General features: G+C 59.5%; 23 protein-coding genes. 19 read left to right on the top strand and 4 right to left on the bottom strand.

The features are described 5' to 3' along the window. Positions 1 to 93 precede the first annotated feature (93 nt). Positions 94 to 798, bottom strand: a complete 705-nt coding sequence (locus AKL27_RS13735) for an SDR family oxidoreductase (protein WP_050463407.1) — start codon at positions 796 to 798, stop codon at positions 94 to 96. A gap of 322 nt (positions 799 to 1,120) precedes the next feature. On the opposite strand from AKL27_RS13735, the gene AKL27_RS13740 reads away from it, so the two are divergent. The 7 genes from AKL27_RS13740 to AKL27_RS13770 all read left to right on the top strand — a co-directional run bounded on the left by AKL27_RS13740 (position 1,121) and on the right by AKL27_RS13770 (position 10,799). Further along, complete coding sequence (locus AKL27_RS13740) at positions 1,121 to 1,978, top strand: lysozyme inhibitor LprI family protein (RefSeq protein WP_050463408.1); 858 nt, start codon at positions 1,121 to 1,123, stop codon at positions 1,976 to 1,978. Between the two features lie 219 nt (positions 1,979 to 2,197). Further along, positions 2,198 to 2,758 (top strand): sigma-70 family RNA polymerase sigma factor, encoded by a 561-nt coding sequence (locus tag AKL27_RS13745; protein WP_083439040.1) that lies wholly within the window; start codon positions 2,198 to 2,200, stop codon positions 2,756 to 2,758. Then, a complete protein-coding gene (locus AKL27_RS13750; protein ID WP_232310985.1) occupies positions 2,755 to 3,798 on the top strand; it encodes a FecR domain-containing protein in 1,044 nt (347 codons plus the stop codon). Before AKL27_RS13745 ends, AKL27_RS13750 begins: the two co-directional genes overlap by 4 nt. A gap of 144 nt (positions 3,799 to 3,942) precedes the next feature. Continuing rightward, entirely contained in the window at positions 3,943 to 6,465 is a 2,523-nt protein-coding gene (locus AKL27_RS13755; RefSeq protein ID WP_083439041.1) for a TonB-dependent siderophore receptor, read from the top strand. Between the two features lie 189 nt (positions 6,466 to 6,654). Further along, positions 6,655 to 7,161, top strand: a complete 507-nt coding sequence (locus tag AKL27_RS13760) for a sigma-70 family RNA polymerase sigma factor (RefSeq protein WP_050463409.1) — start codon at positions 6,655 to 6,657, stop codon at positions 7,159 to 7,161. After that, entirely contained in the window at positions 7,154 to 8,182 is a 1,029-nt protein-coding gene (locus AKL27_RS13765; protein WP_050463410.1) for a FecR domain-containing protein, read from the top strand. Before AKL27_RS13760 ends, AKL27_RS13765 begins: the two co-directional genes overlap by 8 nt. 97 nt (positions 8,183 to 8,279) lie before the next feature. Continuing rightward, positions 8,280 to 10,799 (top strand): TonB-dependent siderophore receptor, encoded by a 2,520-nt coding sequence (locus tag AKL27_RS13770; protein WP_232310986.1) that lies wholly within the window; start codon positions 8,280 to 8,282, stop codon positions 10,797 to 10,799. Between the two features lie 294 nt (positions 10,800 to 11,093). Here AKL27_RS13770 and AKL27_RS13775 read toward each other — a convergent pair whose 3' ends face one another. The 3 genes from AKL27_RS13775 to AKL27_RS13780 form a co-directional block, all read right to left on the bottom strand. Beyond that, entirely contained in the window at positions 11,094 to 11,777 is a 684-nt protein-coding gene (locus AKL27_RS13775) for a helix-turn-helix domain-containing protein (protein ID WP_050463412.1), read from the bottom strand. 48 nt (positions 11,778 to 11,825) lie between these two features. Continuing rightward, a complete protein-coding gene (locus tag AKL27_RS28150) occupies positions 11,826 to 11,978 on the bottom strand; it encodes a hypothetical protein (RefSeq protein WP_198155963.1) in 153 nt (50 codons plus the stop codon). A gap of 271 nt (positions 11,979 to 12,249) precedes the next feature. Next, entirely contained in the window at positions 12,250 to 13,047 is a 798-nt protein-coding gene (locus tag AKL27_RS13780; RefSeq protein ID WP_050463413.1) for an SDR family NAD(P)-dependent oxidoreductase, read from the bottom strand. Between the two features lie 132 nt (positions 13,048 to 13,179). Between AKL27_RS13780 and AKL27_RS13785 the strand changes: the two genes are divergently transcribed. From AKL27_RS13785 to AKL27_RS13840, 12 genes are all read left to right on the top strand, one after another. Beyond that, entirely contained in the window at positions 13,180 to 14,145 is a 966-nt protein-coding gene (locus tag AKL27_RS13785; protein ID WP_050463414.1) for a GlxA family transcriptional regulator, read from the top strand. Between the two features lie 359 nt (positions 14,146 to 14,504). Beyond that, on the top strand, positions 14,505 to 15,587 hold the full coding sequence (locus tag AKL27_RS13790; RefSeq protein WP_198155964.1) for a hydrogenase small subunit: 1,083 nt from the start codon (positions 14,505 to 14,507) through the stop codon (positions 15,585 to 15,587). An 82-nt stretch (positions 15,588 to 15,669) separates the two neighbouring features. Then, positions 15,670 to 17,532, top strand: a complete 1,863-nt coding sequence (locus AKL27_RS13795; RefSeq protein ID WP_050463415.1) for a nickel-dependent hydrogenase large subunit — start codon at positions 15,670 to 15,672, stop codon at positions 17,530 to 17,532. Positions 17,533 to 17,571: 39 nt separating this feature from the next. Then, a complete protein-coding gene (gene cybH, locus AKL27_RS13800) occupies positions 17,572 to 18,297 on the top strand; it encodes a Ni/Fe-hydrogenase, b-type cytochrome subunit (RefSeq protein WP_050463416.1) in 726 nt (241 codons plus the stop codon). 6 nt (positions 18,298 to 18,303) lie between these two features. Next, positions 18,304 to 18,957: a HyaD/HybD family hydrogenase maturation endopeptidase gene (locus tag AKL27_RS13805; protein ID WP_050463417.1), complete on the top strand. Its 654-nt coding sequence runs from the start codon at positions 18,304 to 18,306 to the stop codon at positions 18,955 to 18,957. Further along, a complete protein-coding gene (locus AKL27_RS13810) occupies positions 18,948 to 19,280 on the top strand; it encodes a HypC/HybG/HupF family hydrogenase formation chaperone (RefSeq protein WP_050463418.1) in 333 nt (110 codons plus the stop codon). Before AKL27_RS13805 ends, AKL27_RS13810 begins: the two co-directional genes overlap by 10 nt. After that, complete coding sequence (locus AKL27_RS13815; RefSeq protein ID WP_050463419.1) at positions 19,277 to 19,756, top strand: thioredoxin domain-containing protein; 480 nt, start codon at positions 19,277 to 19,279, stop codon at positions 19,754 to 19,756. The genes AKL27_RS13810 and AKL27_RS13815 overlap by 4 nt, the downstream gene beginning before the upstream one ends. A gap of 77 nt (positions 19,757 to 19,833) precedes the next feature. After that, positions 19,834 to 20,697, top strand: coding sequence for a hydrogenase expression/formation protein (locus tag AKL27_RS13820; protein WP_050463420.1), 864 nt, complete (start codon positions 19,834 to 19,836; stop codon positions 20,695 to 20,697). Continuing rightward, a complete protein-coding gene (locus AKL27_RS13825) occupies positions 20,694 to 20,918 on the top strand; it encodes a rubredoxin (RefSeq protein ID WP_050463421.1) in 225 nt (74 codons plus the stop codon). Before AKL27_RS13820 ends, AKL27_RS13825 begins: the two co-directional genes overlap by 4 nt. Next, positions 20,918 to 21,418: a [NiFe]-hydrogenase assembly chaperone HybE gene (gene hybE, locus AKL27_RS13830; protein ID WP_050463422.1), complete on the top strand. Its 501-nt coding sequence runs from the start codon at positions 20,918 to 20,920 to the stop codon at positions 21,416 to 21,418. The genes AKL27_RS13825 and hybE overlap by 1 nt, the downstream gene beginning before the upstream one ends. Continuing rightward, positions 21,415 to 22,551, top strand: a complete 1,137-nt coding sequence (locus tag AKL27_RS13835) for a hypothetical protein (RefSeq protein WP_050463423.1) — start codon at positions 21,415 to 21,417, stop codon at positions 22,549 to 22,551. Before hybE ends, AKL27_RS13835 begins: the two co-directional genes overlap by 4 nt. Then, on the top strand, positions 22,544 to 22,891 hold the full coding sequence (locus tag AKL27_RS13840; RefSeq protein WP_050463424.1) for a hydrogenase maturation nickel metallochaperone HypA/HybF: 348 nt from the start codon (positions 22,544 to 22,546) through the stop codon (positions 22,889 to 22,891). Before AKL27_RS13835 ends, AKL27_RS13840 begins: the two co-directional genes overlap by 8 nt. Positions 22,892 to 22,897: the final 6 nt, after the last annotated feature.

The raw sequence follows: 22,897 nt of genomic DNA on the forward strand, positions 1-22,897 counted from the left end.
GCACCGCTGCCAGCAACGTTCAGAGGCCGGCAGATCTCTCGCGTTCAGACAGCGCGAGAGACTGCACCTGAACATTCGCAGCCGGCAACTGCCTCAGGTCGAGCGGGTAATGCCACCATCGATACGAATGTTTTGACCGGTAATGTACGCGGCGTTGTCGGATGCCAGATGCGACACCAGCGCGGCCACTTCTTCCACCGTGCCGTACCGGCCCATCGGAATCTGTTCCTTGATGCCCGGTTTTTCCGGCAGGCTGTTGATGAAACCCGGCAGTACATTGTTCATGCGAATGTTGGAGGCGGCGTATTTGTCGGCAAACAGTTTGGTGTAGGCCGCCAGTCCGGCGCGAAATACGCTGGAAGTCGGAAATGACTGCGACGGTTCCGCGGCAGAAAAGCTGGAAATGTTGATGACGGCGCCATTGCCATGTTGCAGCATGACCGGCGTCACCAAACGCGCAATGCGCACCACGTTCATCAGATAGACTTCCATGCCGAGCAGCCAGTCTTCATCCGTCAGCTCCAGCACCTGACCTTTTGGACCATGGCCGGCACTGTTGACCACCACATCGATGCGGCCCCAGCGCTGCACGCAGGCATCAACGATTTTTTGCAGATCGTCCGGCGAGCGGTTCGATCCGGTCACGCCAATCCCGCCCAGACTGTGCGCCAGTGCTTCACCCTTGCCGGACGACGACAGGATCGCGATGCCGAATCCGTCATCGGCCAGCCGGCGCGCAGCGCCTGCCCCCATGCCACTGCCACCGCCAATTACCAATGCCACTTTACCTGCGCTCATTGCGATTCCTTTCAATGCTTTCTTTGATCACTGCGAGAGCGTATCACTCAATTCGATTCCGCGATGACGGCGTCGCCGCTCGCTGCCTTTACCCGCCAGACAAGGGCAAAAGTAAAGAGATGAAGCCGTTTGGAAACAGATTGTAACCGCAGTAAATTTTTTGTCGGCTTTGTAAAGATTTTTGCAAGAACACCTTTCTCATCGAGGTTTTAGCGCGGTATCGCCAATGCGATTCTGTGGTGTCGCAAGCCGTTGCCTCGACAACGGCAAGGCGCATTCATTGAATCGCATTCCTCATTCCTGCATAAGCCAAATAGCCAACATGAAAAGATCCTTACTGCTGGTAGCCACTGCCTTGACTTGTGGCAGCTTCACGTTCCCCACCGCCGCATTCAGTGCCAGTTTCAATTGCAGCAGGTCAGGTTCCATTGCTGAAAAGCTGGTCTGCAACGATGCCGAACTCTCTGCGCTCGATGATCAGCTCGGCAAAACTTACCGGCTGGCCAAAAGCAAAGCGACGGATCGCCGTGCCTTTGCCGTTCAATCGGACGGCTTCTGGCGCTGGCGTGAAGCCAACTGCCGCGACCGCGACTGTCTGCTCGGCTGGTACCGGCAACGGCAAGCGATGCTCGACGCGACATTGCGCGGCAACGATGCCCCGCCCACCACATTGATATCGATGCCGGCGGCGCCAGCGAATGGCAAACCAGCGGCACTGGCAGCTTCAACTGCACTGCCTGCCAGAACCCTGAGCGATGAACAAATCCAGCTGGCCCTGATGCAGGTCCATAAATCAATCTCGCCGGCCCCGCCCGAATTACCGCCGGCTTTGATGGCGGTACCGCCGCAGGCTCCGGTGCCGCTGCAACCGCACTATGTCAGCAAGGCCGATGACGAATATTTTTACCAAGATCTGACGACTGCGACGGCAAGCGATGCGATCCCGCTGGTGACGGTGCGTTATCTCGGTTCAATACAAGGGCAGTACACGCTGGAAGTACAAAAGAAGAGCGGCAAGGTCCGCTACACCTGCGCCAACGATTGCGCCTACATCAAGCAACTGGTCCTGCCTGGCTACGGCCTGCATGATCTGGATGTCTTCAAGAATGACCACACCTCGCTGGCAGCGCTGATGATGCGCGATGCCATGAATGGTTTGCTGGTGCAAAGCACGCGCTAGTGTGTTGAGACCACAACAGGAACGTTGTGGTCAGTTTGCCAACTGACACGCGCTTCCTGTCATTCCAATTGGCTGCCACAGGCAGGCCGGCGTCGGGCAACCGTCGCCGGCACCCTCTGATTTTCATTTCAACAACAGGAACGAAGCGCTACAGCCGCCTGTAGCCGGCCTTGCCACGCCATCACGAAATCTATATGATTGAGAATCATTCCCATTCAAATGTTGATCGTCGCAGAGAAAAAGAACTCTATCAGCGATTTCAGACACGACGTGACCACCGACCACAACGCCCTGCATCAGGAAATTTCCTCGCTTTACAGTGACCACCGCAACTGGCTGCAGGGGTGGCTGCGCGGCAAGCTCGGCAATGCCTGCGACGCCGCCGATCTGGCGCAAGACACATTCATGCGGTTGCTGCACAAACACGAAGCCTTGCAACTGCGCGAACCGCGCGCCTATCTGGCCACCATCGCCGGCGGTCTGGTCGCCAACCACTGGCGCCGTCAGGCACTGGAGCAAGCCTATCTCGATGCGCTGGCGGCGCAGCCGGAAGCGCTGGCACCGTCGCCCGAGGATCGTTGCCTGATCTTGCAGACACTGGAAGAAATAGCGCGCCTGCTCGACGGTTTGCCGGCCAGCGTACGCGAGACCTTTCTGTTGTCGCAGCTGGATGGCCTGACCTATCCGCAGATCGCCACCCGTCTCGGCATTACCGTCAATGTGGTGCAAAAATCCATGACCCGTGCGCTGCGGCATTGTTATCAGGCGTGCTATCAGTGATCGGACATTCTTCTTCCGCCTCCGGCAAGACTGCTGCGCCGCTCGCCGATGCCGTCATCGAACAGGCCATCGGCTGGTTTGTTCTGCTCGCCGCCGGCAATCACGGCACGCAGGATGAAAACGGATTCCGACGCTGGCTGGCGGCGCACCCTGATCACGCGCTGGCGTGGCAGCGTCTGCAAAACATGGGCGGCAGACTGCGCGCAGGAACATCGGCGGTAGCGCCATCAGTGGCCCGTTCGGCGCTGGCGCAAGCGGCCATTCAGCCGCGCCGGCGGGCACTGAAAACCCTGCTCTGGACCGGCGTTGGCGGCACCGGTCTGTATCTGGCACAAAGTCAGATACCGTGGCGCAGCCAGCTGGCTGCCCTGAATGCCGACCTGCGCACGGCCACTGGCGAACAACGCGAAGTGGTTCTGGCCGATGGCACCCGCCTGTTGCTCAATACCTCGACTGCCGTCGATATCCGCTTCGACGGCCAACGGCGGCTGCTCCATTTGCACTACGGCGAAATCATGGTGACCACCGCCAAGGACATCGCTGCGCGACCATTCGTGGTGACCACCGCCGATGGCAGCCTGAGTCCGCTCGGCACCCGTTTCACTGTCCGGCGCGATGAACCGGATCAAGCCGATGATGGCGTTACCCGGCTGGCCGTCAGCGAAGGCGCGGTACGCATCGTGCCCGCCGCCGCCGATACCGGACTGGTAGTGCATGCCGGCCAGCAAACCCGCTTCACGCGCCATGGCATTACCGCCCCCGCGCCCCTGGACGCGGTCACGCAATCCTGGACCGACGGCATGCTCATTGCCGAAAGCACCCGCCTCGGCGAACTGGTCGCCGAACTCAATCGCTATCATCGCGGCCGCCTGCGTTGCGATCCCGCCGTCGCCGACTTGCGCATCACCGGCGCCTGGCCTTTGCGCGGCAACAGCAACGCAGCCAATGTCAGCGATAGTGTACTGACCTCGCTGGAGCGGCATTTACCCGTACGCATTCAACGCCTGACCCGCTACTGGGTCACCGTGATGCCGCGTTGATCCGGGGCATGCCACTTATTTTTTCAAAAAACCAGCAGGTTTTACTTTTTCGTTGGGCTTACTAATCAGAAGCTTGCGTGACGCGCTGCTGCGCAATCCGGGTTTCACTCATTTCCAACAAGCTCAACCAGAAGGAATACCGTTATGGCGGCCCAGCGCGCGCTTTCTCCATCCACTTTGTCCGTGTTTCGCACCGGACCAGGCAATTTTTCCCGCGCAGCCGCCGCCACGCGTTTTCCCCTGAATCACATGGCGCAGGCCGCTTTATGCGTGGCCCTCGGCAGCAGCGTCTGGAGTATTTCGGTACCGGCGCACGCGCAAACCGCCACCGAAGCGGCACGCAAAAATTATCAGATACCGGCCGGTACGCTGGATCAAGCGCTCAGCAACTTCGGTCGCCAGGCCGGCGTGGCGCTGGCCGTCAGTGCTGAATTGACTGCCGGTTTGCGCAGCCCCGGTGTCAGCGGCAACTACGCGGTGCCGGAAGCGTTGCGCGCACTGCTCGCCGGCACCGGTCTCGAAACGGTGCAAGAAGGTGGCGAATACAGTTTCCGCAAGACCGCTTCCGCAGCGGCACAACAACACTCTGCGTTGCCGGCGGTATCGGTGACCGCACGTGCCGAGCGCAGCGCCACCACCGAAGGCAGCGGTTCTTATACCGGCAATGTCGTCACGGTGGGCAAAGGCTTGCTGACGCTCAAGGAAATCCCGCAGTCGGTCACGGTGGTAACGCGCCAACGCATGGACGACCAGAATCTGACCAGCATTGATGACGTACTGGCCAACACCACCGGCATCACCATGTATGACAGCCCCATGGGCGGCCGTTATGTCTTCTCGCGCGGCTTCCGGGTCGACACTTACCAGTTCGATGGAGTGGTGCGCTCGTTCTATTACCCGCAGGCGAACAACTTCACCAGCGATACGGATACCCTCGACCGGGTGGAAATCGTCCGCGGCGCCACCGGTCTGTTGCAGGGCCCCGGCAGCCCGAGTGCCGCCATCAATCTGGTGCGCAAGCGCCCGTTGGCGGAAAGGCAGGTACAAGTCGCGGCCAGCGTCGGCAGCTGGAACAACCGGCGCGTCATGGTCGATGCCACCGGCCCGCTCAACGAAGACAGTTCCTTGCGCGGCCGGGTGGTTGCCAGCTACGGTGATCGTGATTATTTCTACGACACCGCGAAACGGGAAACCGGCGTCCTGTATGGCGTACTCGAATATGATTTTTCACCACAGACCCGTCTGACCGCCGGCCTCAGTATTGACAACCTGCGCGCCACACCGGCATTTCAGGGTTTGCCGGCCTACAGCAACGGCACCGACCTCAAGCTCAGCCGTTCCACTTTTCTGGGTGCCGACTGGAATCGCTGGAACGGACGTCAGACGGCGGCGTTTGCCGAACTGCAGCACAAGTTCGACGCCGACTGGTCGATCAAGCTGACCGCCAACGCTACGCGTGAAACCAACGATATCAAGTATGCGTTTGCGCTCGGCACCATCAATCCGGCAACGCTCAACGGCACCAATATGTATGGGGCACTGTTCGATCTGAAGACCGAGAATAAAAGCCTGGACCTGTCGGCCGACGGCAAATTCGATTTGCTGGGACGACGCCACGGTGTCAGCGTCGGCGCCAGCGTCAATGAAATGACCAGCGACAGCACTTTCTATTTGTCGATGCTGGGTGTGACCAATAACGTGTTCAACCCGACCTCGCCAGCCGAACCCAGTGACGCAAAAATCATCGGCAGCGCTTATCGCAGCGATAACAGCATCGTCAACATGAAGCAGTACGGGCTTTACGGCGTGACGCGCCTGAGCCTGGCCGATCCGCTGACACTGGTATTGGGTTCGCGCATGAGCTGGTACGACATGAGCGCGCGGGATCGTGTCAGCGGTGCGCCGACGCAAGACCCTGCCAAGGAAAGTGCCGTGCTGAGCCCTTACGGCGGATTGATCTATGCGCTGTCGCCGCAATGGTCGGCCTACGTCAGCTATTCCGACATCTTCCAGCCGACCAATGCGGTAACGGCAGATGGCAGCCACCTGGCGCCGGTCACGGGCAAGAACTATGAAGCCGGCCTCAAGGGCGAACTGTTCGACGGTCGCGTAAATGCCTCCGTCGCGCTGTTCCGCATCGACCAGAACAACATGTCCGAAGAAGATCTGGTCAACACTTGCCGTACCAGCACCTACTGTTATGTTGCGCGCGGCAAGGTGCGCAGCCAGGGTATCGACGCCGAACTCAGCGGCGAAGTGGCGCGCGGCCTGCAAGTGTTTGCCGGTTACACCTTCAACAACTTGCAATATCTGGATAACACCACGGATACCCAAATCAACTTCTCAAGCTCCTATACCCCGCATCACATCCTGCGCTTGTGGAGCGATTATCGTCTGCCCGGCGAACTGCAGGCATGGAGTATTGGCGGTGGTTTCAACTTCCAGACCGCAAGTGCCAGAAAAACCGGCAACATCACCCTTGAACAACCGGCATATGCAGTCTGGAGCGCGCGGGTAGGCTATCAGGTCAATCGCAACTGGTCGCTGACGCTCAACGTCGCCAACCTGTTCGACAAAACCTACTATCAGACCATCGGCGCGCCAGCCTGGGGCAATTTCTACGGCGATCCGCGCAATGCGACGCTGGCCCTGCGCGGCAAGTTCTGATGCAGCACACCTGAACAGATTCAGGCCGGGGCAGCAATCATTGCTGCCCGGCTCCGCATAGAGGGCGCTGACCCACTTGTTTTACTATTTCCACAGTGCGGCATTCCGATGTTGCGGGAAGACGGCCGCTCCAATACAATCGAGAACAATTCTCATTCATATTGAAGACAAGCGGCGGTCTCCTCCACCATGTCAGCGGCTGAAACTCCTCTCGATCCCCTCGAAGCTTTGTACAGCGACCATCACGGTTGGTTGCGGGACTGGCTGCGCAAAAAACTGGGCAATGCATTCGACGCCGCCGATCTCGCGCACGATACTTATGTGCGCATCATGGTGTCCGGTAACACGCCATTGCCGGATCAGTCGCGCCGTCATCTGACGCAGATTGCCAACGGCCTGGTGATCGATCTGTATCGCCGGCGTCAGATTGAAGCGGCCTATCTCGATGCCATCAGCCTGATGCCGGCACCAGAAGTCCCGTCGGAGGAAGCGCGTGCTCTGGTGATCGAAGCCTTGATCGAACTCGATACCATGTTGCATGGCCTGCCGGCCAAAGCCCGTATGGCGCTGTTGCTGTGCAAACTGGATGGATTAAGTTATCGCGAGATTGCCGGACGCCTGCACGTCTCGGTGTCGTCAGTGGAGAAATACGTCGCTGCCGGGCTGTTGGCCTGCTATCAGGCCTTGTATGAATAACCGGGTCGGGCATCCCGGTTCCGGCAGTGCAGCGGAAACCAAACCCGCAGCCATCAATCCGGCCATCATCCGGCGTGCCTCTGAATGGATGGCGCGTTTGTGGTCGGGCGAGGCAAGCGATGCCGAGCGCGCCGCCTGCCAGCAATGGCGTGCAGCCCATCCTGATCATGAACGGGCATGGATGCGCCTGCAACAGATGGAAGACAAACTGTCCGGCGTACCGCATACCGTGGCGCGCCACACGTTGCTGCAACCGGCGCTCAATGCGTTCACCGGCCGGCGGCGCACACTGCTGTTACTCGGATTGGCCACCGCCACCGGTGGCATCACATATGCCGTGCGCGACTCTGCCACCTGGCAGATTGCGGTTTCCGATCACAGTACCCGCACCGGTGAAATTCGCGAAATCACGCTGGCCGACGGTACCCGCGTTGTTCTCAATACCGCCACGGCCATCGATGTCAGATTCGACGATCAGCAACGACGCGTGATCTTGCGCAGCGGTGAAATTCTGGTGACGACCGCTGCCGATCCGGCCAGCCGCCACCGGCCATTTCTGGTGCAAAGCCAGCAAGGCACGGTGGAAGCACTCGGCACCCGCTTCGTAGTGCGGCAACATGCTGATCAATCGCAGGTGGCGGTATTCGCCGGCGCGGTGCAGATCCGGCCCCATCAAGCCAGCGGCGATGGCGTCCGTATGGATAGCGGCCACAGCACCAGCTTTACCAGCGCACTGGTGCAACCGCAGGTAGCTGCGACCGAAAGCAGCGCGGCCTGGACCGGCGGCACGCTGGTGGCAGAAAACATGCGGCTGGCGGATTTTCTGGCAGAACTGGGGCGTTACCGCTCCGGACTGCTGCGCTGCGATCCGGCCATCGCCGAATGGCGCACCACCGGCGTCTTTTCCGTCCGCGATACCGACCGGGCCTTGCTCAACCTCACCATCGGCTTGCCGGTCGAGGCGCTCTATCGCACCCGTTACTGGGTCACGCTCAAGGCCAGATCCGCGGCGGTGAAATAGCCAGTTACCATTTTTTTGCGATCCGCATTGAGGATTTCGCTTTCTGGTTCGGAATACCTGATGAGCCACTCATCAATCCGACCCGAAAGAACCCGTCATGACAGTTTCCCGAACCCGGCATGCCAGCGCTGCCTCAACCATGGCCCGCCGTCACCGCCCAGCGCGCCTGAATCCGATGGCGACCGCTACCAAAGCGGCATTACTGACGACACTGGCGCTCGGCATGCAGGCCGGATGGATTGTCACTGCCCGCGCCCAGACCACGGATCAGAGCAGCGCCGAAGCAAAACGCTCATATCGCATTCCGGCCGGTGCGCTGGAACGGGTCCTGACCGGTTTTGCCAGCAGCGCCGGCATTGAGCTGGCGGTCGATGCCGCTTTGATTCAAGGCAAGTCCAGCGCAGGCCTGAGCGGCGACTACACCGTACGGGAAGGCTTCGAAGAATTGTTGCGAGGGCAAGGCGTGCAACTGGTGCGCGCCCCCAACGGCGCTTATTCGTTGCGTCCGGCAGCAAGTTCCAGCGCTGACGCCGGGCCGGCAAATGCAGCAGCATTGCCGGCGGTAACCGTCAAAGCCCAGGCCGAACAGGAAAATGCCAGCGGCGAAGTCAAAGGCTACATCGCGCGCCGCAGTGCTACCGGCACCAAAACCGACTCCGCCATCATCGAGACACCGCAATCGATTTCCGTCGTCACCGCCGATTTCATCGAAGCCATCGGCGCCACTCGCCTCAAGGAAGCGCTGGCCTATACGCCCGGCATCAATACCTCGCCATGGGGCGCCGACTCGCGCTTTGACTGGACCATCCTGCGCGGCTTCGACGCCCAGGCCCCCGGTTATTATCTGGACGGACTGCAACTGCGCAACAACAACAGCTGGGCGGTGTGGCAAACCGAGAGCTATGGCGCCGAACGGATCGAAGTGCTGCGCGGACCGGCCTCGGTACTGTACGGACAAAACGGTGCCGGCGGCATGATCAACGTCGTGAGCAAGCGGCCAACCGAAGAACCGCTGCACGAACTGCAAGTCCAGTTCGGCGACAATTCACGCCGGCAGATCGCGGCCGATTTTTCCGGGCCGCTGGATGAACAGGGCAAGCTGCTGTACCGGCTGACCGGGCTGGTACGGGAAGCCAATCTGGCCGGCAGCGGCTTGCCGAACGACCGGGTATTTCTGGCACCGGCGCTGACCTGGCGGCCATCGAACGATACCTCGCTAACCGTGCTGGCGCATTATCTGAAAGTACGCGACGGCAGTTCTTACGGCAGTTTTCCGGAAGTCGGCACGCTGCTGCCAAATCCCAACGGGCAATTCTCACCGAAAACCTATGTCGGCGAACCGGGCTTCGATCATTTCAATCAAGATCAGTGGATGGCCGGCTATCTGTTTGAACATCGCCTCAACGATACCTGGACCGTGCGTCAGAATGCACGCTACGGCTACACCTCGGTAGATTACCGCCAGGTCTATAACCAAAGCGACTTTGCCATCGTCAATCCCGGCAACCCGGGCGACCCGGCCAATTTCCGGCTGTTGAACCGCTTCCCGTTCGGCAGCGTCGAAAACGCCCGCTTGCTGACCATCGACAATCAGGTACAAGCCAGATTCGGCCTGGGCGCGTCGCAACATACAATGTTGTTGGGTCTCGATTACCAGCATTCCCGCAACTACCAAAGTACCTACAATTCCGGCACGGTGGCACCCATCGACGGTTACGCGCCGGTGTACGGCAGCAGCGTCAGTACCGATGCGCCATGGTTTGATGGCTACACCACACTGACGCAAACCGGTTTTTATCTGCAAGACCAGATCAAATGGGGCGACTGGGTAGCAACGCTGGGCGGACGCTACGACCGCGCATCCACCAAGGTCGACAGCAATATTGACGGTTCCACCACGCGCATCACGGAACACAAGTTCACCAAACGCGCCGGACTGGTGTATCTGCATCCGAGCGGCTGGGCCCCCTACGTCAGTTATGCCGAGTCCTTCTCGCCGACTGCCACCATCGATCCGGTCACCAACAATCCGCTGCAACCGGAAACCGGACGTCAATATGAAGTCGGGCTGCGCTACCAGCCAAGCGGAAGCAAGGACAAATACAGCGCGGCAATCTTCGACCTGCGCCGGCAAAACTACATCACTTACACCACGGACTTCCTGCCCAAGCAAACCGGTGAAATTCTGGTGCGCGGTCTCGAACTGGAAGCCGCTTTCCAGCCGACACCACGCATCAATGTGGTCGCCGCATATACCTTCACGCCCAAGGCCGAGGTCACTGCCAGCAGCACGGTGACCGACATCGGCAAGCAGATGCAGGCGGTATCGCGCAATCAAGCCTCGCTGTGGACCGACTATCGCTTTCCGTTCGGCCTCAAGCTTGGCGCCGGTGCGCGCTATATCGGCTCCAATCATGGCTACGCCGAATCGGCCAGCATTCCGGTACCGGCCTACACCGTGTTCGATGCCTTGGTCGAATATGACCTGCAACGCTGGAACCTGGCGCTCAACCTGCGCAACCTGACCAACAAGACGTTCATCAGTAATTGCAGTGCCGGCAGTTGCCGGTATGGCGATTTGCGCAAGGTATTTGCCACGGCAACCTACCGCTGGTGACGACCGGCTTCGGCAAAAGTGAAAGCCGGGCGACCTTATGCAAGGTGGCCCGGCTCTCTGCCCGCCCCATTCCCTGATGAAGTCAGGCACTTTTCGGCCACGACCGGATTGCGTCGCATCCTAGCTGACCGCGCCAGCAGGTGATTGACTACCGAAGTGTTTCTTGCAAGGCATCGCGGCAGCAAAAGGCTGATCCGCAAGGCTGGGTAAACCCGAAGAAACCGGATGATCACGAATGATCTTGTGCGAACGACCTTGGCGTGGCCGCAACGCAGTTTGGTGGGTACCGCAAGACTACCACGCAGCCATATGTTCCTCAACATCGGCGACAGGGTAGCCATGTTCCAGCAGCGATTTCTTCAATAACACCAGCAACATGAGGTGTTCAATCTGATTCATTTCCTCTGTTGGCAATTTGAAAAAATCCAGCAATGTCTCGACTGTGAATTGCCCCACTACCTTGCTCACAAAAATATTGGTTTCGGGAAATTCCATTTGAGACGCATCATTCAGGAGACGTATCTGCTGTATCAAACAGAAATTCCCCTTGCCCAATGCCTGCACCAGCAATTTCCTGGTAGCCGAGATTTTTTTCGGAGCGGAGCGGCAGGAGCAATACGACGATTCAGATGATTCAGTCCGGCATCGCGAGCAAAACTCTTTGTTACCGTAAGGAAAACTGAATATCAATTCGCCTTCAACCTTGATCATGTGAACTTGAAACTGCCCTTGCTCATCCTCGCTCACGTGATGATAAATTCTGAATGTCTTGCGATTCAGCCGGGGACCGTATATTTCCAGTAACTTCTTAAGCTGACTTTCCTTGGCAGCAGCGGCACCGTTCTTCCAGGAACTGACCATCGATTGCTGCGTACGACAGGTATCTGCGATCTGCTTTTGCGTCCAGCCATCACGCAAGGCCATATTGATCAGTTGCTTGGTGTAGCGATACTTTTTACTGTCTTCTTTTTCAGCCATGTGTAAAGCAGGTAGTCCTGTCCGTTGTGCCTCTGACGTGATGCCCGATCAGATTGATGGTTTTATTTTTGCCGGTGGAGATTTCTTCTGTTGCTGCGGATCCAGTTGCTTGCCGCGATTCCCTTGATTCTTGTCATAGGTCTTGTTCGTCCCCGGGGTACCTTTGTTTTTGTTCTGCATATCTGCATCATGGTTAGCCATCACTCACTCCTGTTGCTTGGTTAAAGAGATTTCATTTTGCCAAAACCAGCAATTTTTTCCATTGATATGTTCCCGATATTTTACCGATAACCCAAGATATTGCGCATTCGCAAGGGTCGGCGCCACAAATACACTTGCGCCAAGACTTTCCAGGATCAACGCGGCAAGTCAAATACGTGCCATCACGGTATCTTCGGCCTCACAGATATTTCCATATGCGGGAAAATACGCGAGGCCGCACCGAAGACGTCGATTACACGCAATCACAAACTCAGGCCAGATAGCGCGCACCCGGACGGGCATGGCTCAGGCGTTGCGCCAGCACCCGACGCGTCGCTTCATGGCGGCTCCATTCGTCACCATCCTGCAATGGCGGGATGGTGATCACTTCGCCTTGGTCAAAGCCAATCAGCGCGGCGTCGACCATATCTTCGGCGCTCATCACCGACCCCTCGCGCAAGTTCGAATGCGCAAGGCCAGCGATATCCCAGAATTCGGTTGCGGTAGCGCCCGGCAATACTGCCTGAATACGAATACCCTTGTCGCCCAGTTCATGTTGCAGCGATTGCGTCAGCGCCAGCACGAAGGCCTTGCTGGCGCCGTACACGCCATTCAGGATTTCCGGGCCGATCGCCACCACCGAGGCGATATTGATGACCGTACCGCCATTGCGCGCAACGAAGCCGGGCACGGCCGCGTATGTCAGGCGTGTCAGCGCCGTGACGTTGACGTCGATCATCTGTTCCATGCGATCCACATCCGAATTCAGCAACGGCGTGACGGCGCCAAAGCCGGCGTTGTTGACCAGCACAGTGATGCTGGCGTCCGTGCGCAAGATGTTTTCCACTTGCGCCAGTTCGGTCTGGTTGCCGAGATCGGCCGGCACCACTTTGACGTTGCGCCCGCTGCTGTCGCTGATGCGACGGGCCACTGCGGCCAGTCGTTCGGCATTGCGCGCCACCAGAATCAGGTCATGTCCGCGCTGCGCCAGACGGTCTGCGTAAATGGCGCCGATGCCGGTCGAGGCGCCGGTAATCAGGGCCGTGCCCTTGGTGGTGGTGTTTGTCATTGCGTACTCCGTAGGTAGATTCCGAGGTTGGAGAAATCATTATGGGAGCAACATCAAAAGTCTCAAATGACATTAAACCCACTTTTTATGCCATCATGCGCAATGACTGGATCAAGAACGTTGGAGGACCCCATGAGCAAGCGCGTCGCACTGGTTGTATTTCCCGGCTTTCAGATGCTGGATCTGGCAGCATTGACGGTGTTCGAAATCGCCAATCTGATGCAGCAGCCTGCGCCGTATGCGCTGGAAGTGGTATCGCACAGCGGCGGCATGGTCATGAGTTCATCGGGTGTCAGGATCGAAACCCAGGCTTTCAGCACGCGTTCCTATGACACCGTACTGCTGGCCGGCGCGACTGAAATTACCGCCTCCGAACCGCAATTGATCGTCTGCCTGCAACGCGCCGCTCAACGTGCACGGCGCATCGCCAGCATCTGCACCGGCGCCTTCATTCTGGCCGAAGCCGGCTTGCTCGGCGGTTATCGCGTGACCACCCACTGGGCCCATGCACATGAATTGAAACGCCGGCATCCGGAAATCCTGATCGATGACGACAAGATTTTCGTTCACGACCGCGCGCTGTGGACTTCCGCCGGCATGACGGCCTGTATCGACCTGGCGCTGGCGCTGGTGGATGATGACCTTGGTCCCGAATTGGCCAAGGCAGTCGCGCGCAAGCTGGTGATCTATCATCGCCGCACTGGCGGCCAGTCGCAGTTTGCCACCATGTCGGAACTGGAGCCCGGCTCAGACCGGATTCGCGATGCACTCAATTTTGCCAAGGAAAACTTGCGGGAACCGCTGACGGTGGAGCAACTGGCCAATCATGTGCATTGGAGTCCGCGCCATTTCAGCCGCGCCTTTCAACTGCAAACCGGACATTCCCCCGCCAAAGCCATCGAGAAACTGCGACTGGAAGCAGCCCGTGCACTGCTTGAAGACGGCCACGTCGCCATTTCGAATATCGCCATGCAAACCGGTTTCGGCGATGAAGAACGCATGCGGCGGGCGTTCTTGCGCACGCTCGGGAAGCCGCCGCAAGCCTTGTTGCGCGAAGCGCGTTTGCGACAGCAACCGCTGGCGGCTCAGGCGGCCTGACGGCGTCGTCCTTCGCCGGCCACATCGGCCATGGTTTTCGGCGTGCCGTCGCGCAATCGCCCGCGCGGCAACCCAAACCAGTTTATTTTATTGCAACGCAACAACACGGCCACTGGTTAGTTAGTTTCCATCACGCCTGCCAAATCGCTCGCTTCCTGCTGCCGCTCCCGGCACAAATTCCCCAAGACAACAACAATCCGATGCTGCAAGGCAGGTTTCCACGCGCTTGACCTGATTATTTGCAGTGGCATGGAAGTTGCGGAATGACAGGGGTAACGGCAAGCACATGTGCAGTTGCAGCATGGGAGACGGCAGTAGCACAGACAATTTAAAACGGTGGATACCGGTGGAGATTTGCAATGATCGAAACATTCTATGAGGTCATGCGGCGTCAGGGCATTTCGCGTCGCAGTTTTTTGAAGTATTGCTCGCTGACGGCAACGTCGCTGGGTCTGGGTCCGGCCTTCGTGCCGCAAATTGCGCATGCCATGGAAACCAAGCCGCGCACCCCGGTGTTGTGGTTGCATGGCCTCGAATGCACCTGCTGTTCGGAATCGTTCATCCGTTCCGCCCATCCGCTGGCCAAGGATGTGGTGCTGTCCATGATTTCGCTCGATTACGACGACACCCTGATGTCGGCCGCCGGCCATCAGGCCGAAGCGATCCTCGAAGAAATCATGACCAAGTACAAGGGCAACTACATTCTGGCAGTGGAAGGCAATCCGCCGCTGAATCAGGATGGCATGAGCTGCATCATCGGCGGCCGGCCCTTCATTGAACAATTGCGTCATGTCGCCAAGGATGCCAAGGCCATCATTTCCTGGGGTTCCTGTGCTTCGTGGGGTTGCGTGCAGGCAGCCAAACCGAATCCGACACAAGCCACGCCGATTCATAAAGTAATCCTCGACAAGCCGATCATCAAGGTCCCGGGCTGTCCGCCGATTGCCGAAGTCATGACTGGTGTGATCACTTACATGCTGACCTTCGACAAGATTCCGGAACTGGATCGCCAAGGTCGTCCCAAGATGTTTTACAGCCAGCGCATTCATGACAAGTGCTATCGCCGTCCACATTTCGACGCCGGCCAGTTCGTCGAATCCTGGGATGATGAATCGGCGCGCAAGGGTTATTGCCTGTACAAGGTCGGCTGCAAAGGACCGACTACCTACAACGCCTGTTCCACCACACGCTGGAATGAAGGCACCAGTTTCCCGATCCAGTCCGGCCACGGTTGCATCGGCTGCTCCGAAGACGGCTTCTGGGACAAGGGTTCGTTCTACAACCGCCTGACCGACATTCATCAGTTCGGCATCGAAGCCAATGCCGATCAGATCGGCGGCACTGTCGCGGCGGTCACCGGTGCGGCAGCGGTAGCGCATGCCGCAGCGTCGGCCATCAAGCGCGCCACCCGAAAAAAAGATCCGGCTGACGCCGACCACTGACACTGCACCGGAATTCATTGCACATACGAAAAGTGCCCGCGCTCCATCGCGACAACGCACGAGTACGCAACCAGGACAAAGCATGACAACTTATCAAACCCAAGGTTATCAACTCAATGACAGCGGCCGCCGCATCGTGGTCGATCCGGTCACCCGCATCGAAGGACACATGCGGGTGGAAGTCAATCTCGACGCCAACAATGTGATCCGCAACGCGGTTTCGACCGGCACCATGTGGCGCGGTCTGGAAGTGATATTGAAGGGCCGCGATCCGCGCGACGCCTGGGCCTTCGTCGAACGCATCTGCGGCGTCTGCACCGGTTGCCACGCGCTGGCCTCGGTACGCGCGGTGGAAGACGCTCTCGATATCAGGATTCCCAAGAACGCCCATCTGATCCGCGAGATCATGGCCAAGACCCTGCAAGTGCATGACCACGTGGTGCACTTCTATCACCTGCATGCGCTCGACTGGGTCGATATCATTTCCGCGCTCAAGGCCGATCCCAAGCGCACCTCGGAATTGCAGCAATCGGTATCGCCATCGCATCCGGTGTCGTCGCCGGGCTATTTCCGCGACATCCAAAACCGCATCAAGAAGTTTGTCGAAAGCGGCCAGCTCGGACCGTTCAAGAATGGTTACTGGGGCAATGCTGCCTACAAGCTGCCGCCCGAAGCCAATCTGATGGCACTGGCGCATTATCTGGAAGCGCTCGATCTGCAAAAGGAATGGGTCAAGATCCACACCATTTTCGGCGGCAAGAATCCGCATCCGAATTATCTGGTCGGCGGCGTGCCATGTGCGATCAACATGGATGGCAATGGCGCGGCCGGGGCGCCACTCAACATGGAGCGTCTCAATTTCGTCAAGGCCCGCATCGAAGAAGCCATCGATTTCTGCCGCAACGTCTACATTCCTGACGTGCTGGCCATCGGCACCATCTACAAGGACGCCGGCTGGCTCTACGGCGGCGGACTGGCGGCAACCAACGTCATCGACTACGGCGCTTATCCCAAGGTCAATTACGACGACAGCACCAACCAGATGCCGGGCGGCGCCATTCTCAACGGCAACTGGGATGAAATCTTTCCGGTCGATCCGCGCGATCCGGTACAGGTGCAGGAATTCGTCTCGCACTCCTGGTACAAGTACGCCGATGAAACCAAGGGCTTGCATCCGTGGGACGGCGTTACCGATCCGAACTATGTATTGGGCGCCAAGACCAAGGGGACCCGCACCGCGATTGAACAGATCGATGAATCGGCCAAGTATTCCTGGGTCAAGTCACCACGCTGGCGCGGTCATGCGATGGAAGTCGGTCCATTGTCGCGCTACATTCTCGGCTATGCCCACGCCCTGAAAAATCCCAACCATACCGGCGCGGCTTACATCAAGAATCAGATTCTGGAATCGGCCCGTGCCGTCAATGTCGACATTCCCAAGATGCTCGGCATGAAGCAAACCGATTACACCGCCAAGCAATTGTTGCCGACCACCATCGGCCGCACGCTGGCGCGGGCGCTGGAATCACTCAACTGCGCCGAGATGATGCGCGATGACTTCAATGAAATGATGGCCAACATCAAGGCCGGCGATTCTTCCACCGCCAATGTCGAAAAATGGGACCCGTCCACCTGGCCCAAGGAAGCCCAGGGCGTCGGTCTGGTGGCGGCACCGCGCGGCGCGCTCGGACACTGGATCAAGATCAAAGATGGCAAGATCGAAAACTATCAGTGCGTGGTCCCGAGTACCTGGAATGCCGGCCCGCGTGACAGTCAGGGGCAGATCGGCGCGTTCGAAGCATCACTGATGAATACGCCGATGGCCAATCCCGATCAGCCGGTGGAAATCCTGCGCACACTGCATTCGTTCGATCCGTGCATGGCATGTTCCACTCACGTCATGAGCCCGGACGGCCAGGAACTGACCACGGTAACGGTACGTTAAGCGCGGCAGCCACGCCGTCAGGAATCAACAGGAGACAACATGACACAGCAAAACACCGCACCGGCAAGTACCGGTCAGGATGAAGATGCCGTCGCACAGGCGGGAGCAGTCAAATCAGTCTACGTGTATGAAGCGCCGGTGCGGATCTGGCACTGGATCAATGCCTTGTCGATCGTGATCCTGGCGGTGACCGGCTATTTCATCGGCAGTCCGCTGCCGACCCAGCCCGGCGAAGCCAGCGCCAATTACCTGATGGGCTATATCCGCTTCGCCCATTTTGCCGCCGCCTATGTGTTTGCCATCGGCATGCTGGGGCGGATCTACTGGGCTTGCGTCGGCAACTCGCATGCGCGCGAGATGTTCTGGGTGCCGATCTTCACGGCGGCGTACTGGCGCGAAGTATGGTCGATGATGAAATGGTATGGCTTCGTGCTGGCCCGTCCCAATCGTTACGTCGGGCACAATCCGCTGGCGCGCTTTGCGATGTTCTTCGTATTCCTGCTGGCCTCGCTGTTCATGATCGTGACCGGCTTCGCCATGTATGGCGAAGGCTTGCAGCGCGGTTCCTGGGCCGATCATCTGTTCGGCTGGGTGATTCCGCTGATGGGGCAATCGCAGGATGTACATACCTGGCACCACGTCGGCATGTGGGTGATCATCGTGTTCATCATCCTGCATGTGTATGCCGCGATCCGCGAAGACATCATGGGTCGCACCAGCGTGGTCAGCACCATGATTTCCGGTCACCGCACTTTTAAAGGATGAGCAGTCATGCATCAATCTGATTTGCCGGCCGCGCCGGCCATCGTGGTACTCGGCATCGGCAATGTGTTGTGGGCCGACGAAGGTTTCGGCGTGCGCTGTGCCGAGTTGTTGCAACAACGCTACGAGTTCGCGCCCAATGTGCAACTGATCGATGGCGGCACGCAAGGCTTGTATCTGATTCAGCATGTGCAGGCAGCAGACCGCTTGCTGATTTTCGATGCCATCGATTATGGTCTCGCGCCCGGCACCATGAAGCTGGTATTGAATGACGAGGTGCCGAAATTTCTCGGCGCCAGGAAAATGAGCCTGCATCAGACCGGTTTTCAGGAAGTGCTGTCGCTGGCGCAACTGACCGGCCGTTATCCGCAACAAGTGGTGTTGATCGGTTGTCAGCCGGAAGAAATCGAAGACTACGGCGGCAGCCTGCGACCGCTGGTGCGCCAGGCGATGGAACCGGCGCTGCGCCATGCGCTGGAATTTCTGCAAGCCTGGGATGCCGCACCGCGGCCACGCACCACGCCGCTGACCGATGAGGAAGCGATCACCTTGCCGCATCTGGCAATGGCGCGCTACGAAGCGGAACGGCCGCCGGAAGAACTGGCCTGCCGCACCGGCGACGAGCGCTTCATGCCACCCGCTGCGGAGCCGGCATGTGCATAGGCATTCCGATGCAGGTAGAGCGCGTCGAAACCGGTTATGTATTGTGCCGGGGCCGGGGCGAGCAACGCCGCATTTCCACTTTGCTGGTCGGTCCCTGCCAACCGGGCGACTGGCTGTTGACGTTTCTCGACGATGCCCGCGAACGCATCGATGCGGGACGTGCCGCTGAAATCAACGAGGTGCTCGACATGCTGCAACAAGCGCTCGGCGGCCACGGCAGCAATGCCGTGGCCGACTTTGTCTTGCCGTCCAGCATGAGCACCGCCGAACTGAGCGCCAGCCTGTCAGGCCAGTCCACACCTTTGAATGAAAGCCCGCCATGAGCCACGAAGCTTCCATGTTGCAAACCCCGGCGCCGCATACCGTGCCGTCGACACCACCGCTGATGCAACGGCTGGTCGATAACTTCGATGCCTGCTGGGTCGATGACACCAGCGGCAACGCATTTCTGGAACAGGCCGGCGACTGCGTGCTGTTCATCGCCGGCGATCCCGTGCGTTTTCCGGAATGCCTGGATGTCGCGGTGGTCTTGCCGGAGCTGCAAAAGCAATTCGCCGACGGCTTCCGCGTTGCGGTTGCCGTGCGTGAAGCGGAAGATGCACTGGCACGCCGCTACGGTGCCACCAAACGGCCATCGCTGGTATTCCTGCGCGACGGCCAGTATGTGACCACCGTGACCGGCATGCTGGACTGGGACGACTATGTCCGTGCCGTCGGTCTGGCGCTGACTGCTCCGGTATCGCGCGTGCCCGGTATCGGCATCCCGCTGGTGGCCGTCAACAGCAGCAGTTGCAGTTGACCACGCACTATTTTTGCCACATGTTTTTGCCACGTGCCTTACCCGGCAACATCGCTTTATTCTGAGGAGAAACACGGATGAACGCCTTTCCGATCCCGGTCGTCAGCATCGGTCCCGGCAGCCAGACCGAAGAACTTGAACTGGATTACATGGTCATGCCACAAGGCATGCAAACTTACGCCTCGCCGATCCTGCCCGAACCGGAAGAAGTGGCCTCGCTCAAGCAGGCCCATCTGGCGCTGCACGCAATACTGGATGCACTGACCATCGCCGCCACCGGCGCCAGCGCAGCGGCTGTCGATTTATCGCAACTGGACAGCGCCAATCTGCAACTGGTCAATCAGGTGCTGGGCGAGGGCGAAGTCAGCGCCCGCGCCGAAGGGATTTATTCGATCCGGATTCAGGAAGCGATTTTTGCCGGCGTCTGGCGCACCGTGGTCAGCGATGGCGAACAGATCGTGTCCGACCGCGTCGATATCGGCCCGGTGCCGCCGGTGCTGATCAGTGCCGCCCGCGATGGCGCCAGCATGAAGCCGGGGGCGCCGATCATGGTGCCGGCAACGCTGCCCGATGGCGTCATGAATGCGCCCTCGATCATCGCCGAACTCAACGAACAGATCGGCAAATGGAAACCCGGCATGCCGGCCCATGTGGTGAATCTGACACTGTTGCCCTTGTCGGTCGAAGACGTCGCCTTTCTGGAACAACGGCTGGCCGGCGGAGCGGTGCTGATGTTGTCGCGCGGCTATGGCAACTGCCGCATCCTGAGTACGCTGGTGCCCAATTGCTGGCGCGTGGTGTATTACAACTCGTCCGACACCATCTTGCTGAACACGGTCGAAATCACCGACATTCCCGAAGTGGCCTGTGCCGCCCGTGAGGATCTGGCCGATTCCTGCGAGCGTTTGCGGGAAGTACTGGAATGGGTGGAGGGCGCATGAGTGCCCATTTCGAAGGCAGCTATCTGGGCGACATCAGCAAACTGGCACCCGCCACGCGGCTGGAATGCAAAATCTGCTGGTGGGTCTATGACCCCGCACTGGGCGATCCGGTCTGGCAGATTGCGCCCGGCACGCCGTTTGCCGAACTGCCGTCGCACTGGCGCTGCCCCGACTGCGATGGCGCCGCCGAGCAATTCATGATCTTGCCGGTGGAAGAATAATGTCTGCTGCTCTGCCATTGCCGGTTGCCACGCTGAACCAGAAAACCGCCTCGCTGGTCGCCGCCTTTCGTGTGGTCGGCGCCACCCGCATGCAAGGCGTGCCGGTGCTGCATCCGGGATTGAGCGTGGAAGCCGTGGCGTTTGACATCGTGGCCGACGCTGATGAGAGTGCCGCACTCGGCATCCTGCTCACGCCATGGTTCATGAATCTGGTGTGGCTGCCATTGCAGGAACAAGCACCGTTGCCGGTCGGACAAACCGTGGTGCGACGGCTGGGCGTTACCGATTTCGAATTCATCGGCGCCCATGAACCCGGCTTCGGCGCGTATGAAATGTGTTCCTTGTTTTCACCGATGTTCGAATTTGCCGATCAGGCGGCCGCGCGCGAGACCGCGCAGCAAGCGCTGAAATTGTTGCGCACCGCGCCCAAGCCAAAGCCAGCGGCACCGCTGCATGGGCGGCGGGCCTTCCTGTTCGGTCGGCCGCGGGAGACCGTATGAGTCATGCCGGCACTGCCCTCGGCGGCCAACTGGTATTTCGTCCCGGTCGGGCTTTGCCGACCATCGCCAGCAATCGCACGGCACTGGCACAACGGCTGCTGCGCGGCCGGCCAGCCGCCGATGCGCCGCAACAATTATCGCGCCTGTATGCGCTGTGCGGACGCGCGCATGGCTTGACGGCGCGGCTCGCCATCGATGCCGCCCACGGCTTGCGCACCCGGCCGACCGCGCATGAGCTGAACGGCTTCATCGTCGAAACCGCACGCGAACACGTGCGCCGCATCTGGATGGACTGGCCGCGCCTGATCACCGGCCAGGTACCGGCCAATCTCGCCGCCGTATTGAGTGAATGCCCGCTGTTTCGCTATGGCGTCGGCGCCGATAAAATACCGCCGGCGTTGCAAGGCTGGCTCGAAACCCATCTGCTCGGTGAGGCTGCTGCGCCGTGGCTGGCGCAATGGGATGCCGATCCGGAACACTGCATGCGGCAATGGACGACACGCGCCAACACCATGCCGGCCAGCCTGCTGGCGGCGGTGGATGCCGATGCCTGCGCATTGCAGGCTGCCGGACCGACACTGCTGCCGCATCGCCAGCCTGATTGCCTGCGCACATTGGCAAACGCCATGGCCGCTGACGAAGAGTTTGGCAGTCTGCCGTCGCAAGCCGGCATGATGTGCGAAACTGGCGTCTGGACCCGATTAGCGGCGCAGCACGACGAGGCCGGTCCGGTCGCCAATGCGTGGTTGCGGCTGGGAGCACGGATTGCCGAGCTGGTGCGCCTGAGTGTGCCGGCTGCGACGCCGGGCGCCACGCCACCGCTGGCAATCGGCGCCATGACGTTAGGGCCGGGGCGGGCGCTGGCCTGGAGTGAAATGGCGCGTGGCTTGCTGATTCATCTGGTACGGCTGGCACCGGCAGCCGACAGTGATATGGCGCAAGTTGCCGATTACCGGATCGTGGCCCCGACCGAATGGAATTTTCATCCGCGCGGCATCGTGGCCCGCGCGCTGGCGGACATGCCGGCACCGCGCAGCACCGTCAGCCGCCAGCATATCGGACGTCAGGTCGCGATTCTGGCGGCGGCGTTTGATCCTTGTGTGGATTATCGAATCGAGTTTGAACATGCATGAAGTCAGTCTGGCAGGCGGGATCCTGAAAATCGTGGAAGATGCGGCGCGGCGCGAGCGCTTCAGCCGCATCAGCCTGCTGCGGCTGGAAGCCGGCGCCTTGTCCGGCGTCGAAGTCCGCGCGCTGCGCTTCGCACTGGAAGCGATGACGCCCGATACCTGCCTGCAACACGCCCGCATCGAGATCGACACGCCGCCGGGACAAGGCTGGTGCATGCGCTGCAGCGTCACGGTCGAGATGCCGGAACACGGCATTGCCTGCCCGCATTGCGGTGCCTATCAGATACAAGCCACCGGCGGCACCGAACTGAAAGTCATCGATATGGTGGTGGAAGATGACTAAACCAGA

The organism is Herbaspirillum autotrophicum, assembly GCF_001189915.1.
In the GTDB taxonomy this organism is placed as follows: domain Bacteria; phylum Pseudomonadota; class Gammaproteobacteria; order Burkholderiales; family Burkholderiaceae_D; genus Herbaspirillum; species Herbaspirillum autotrophicum.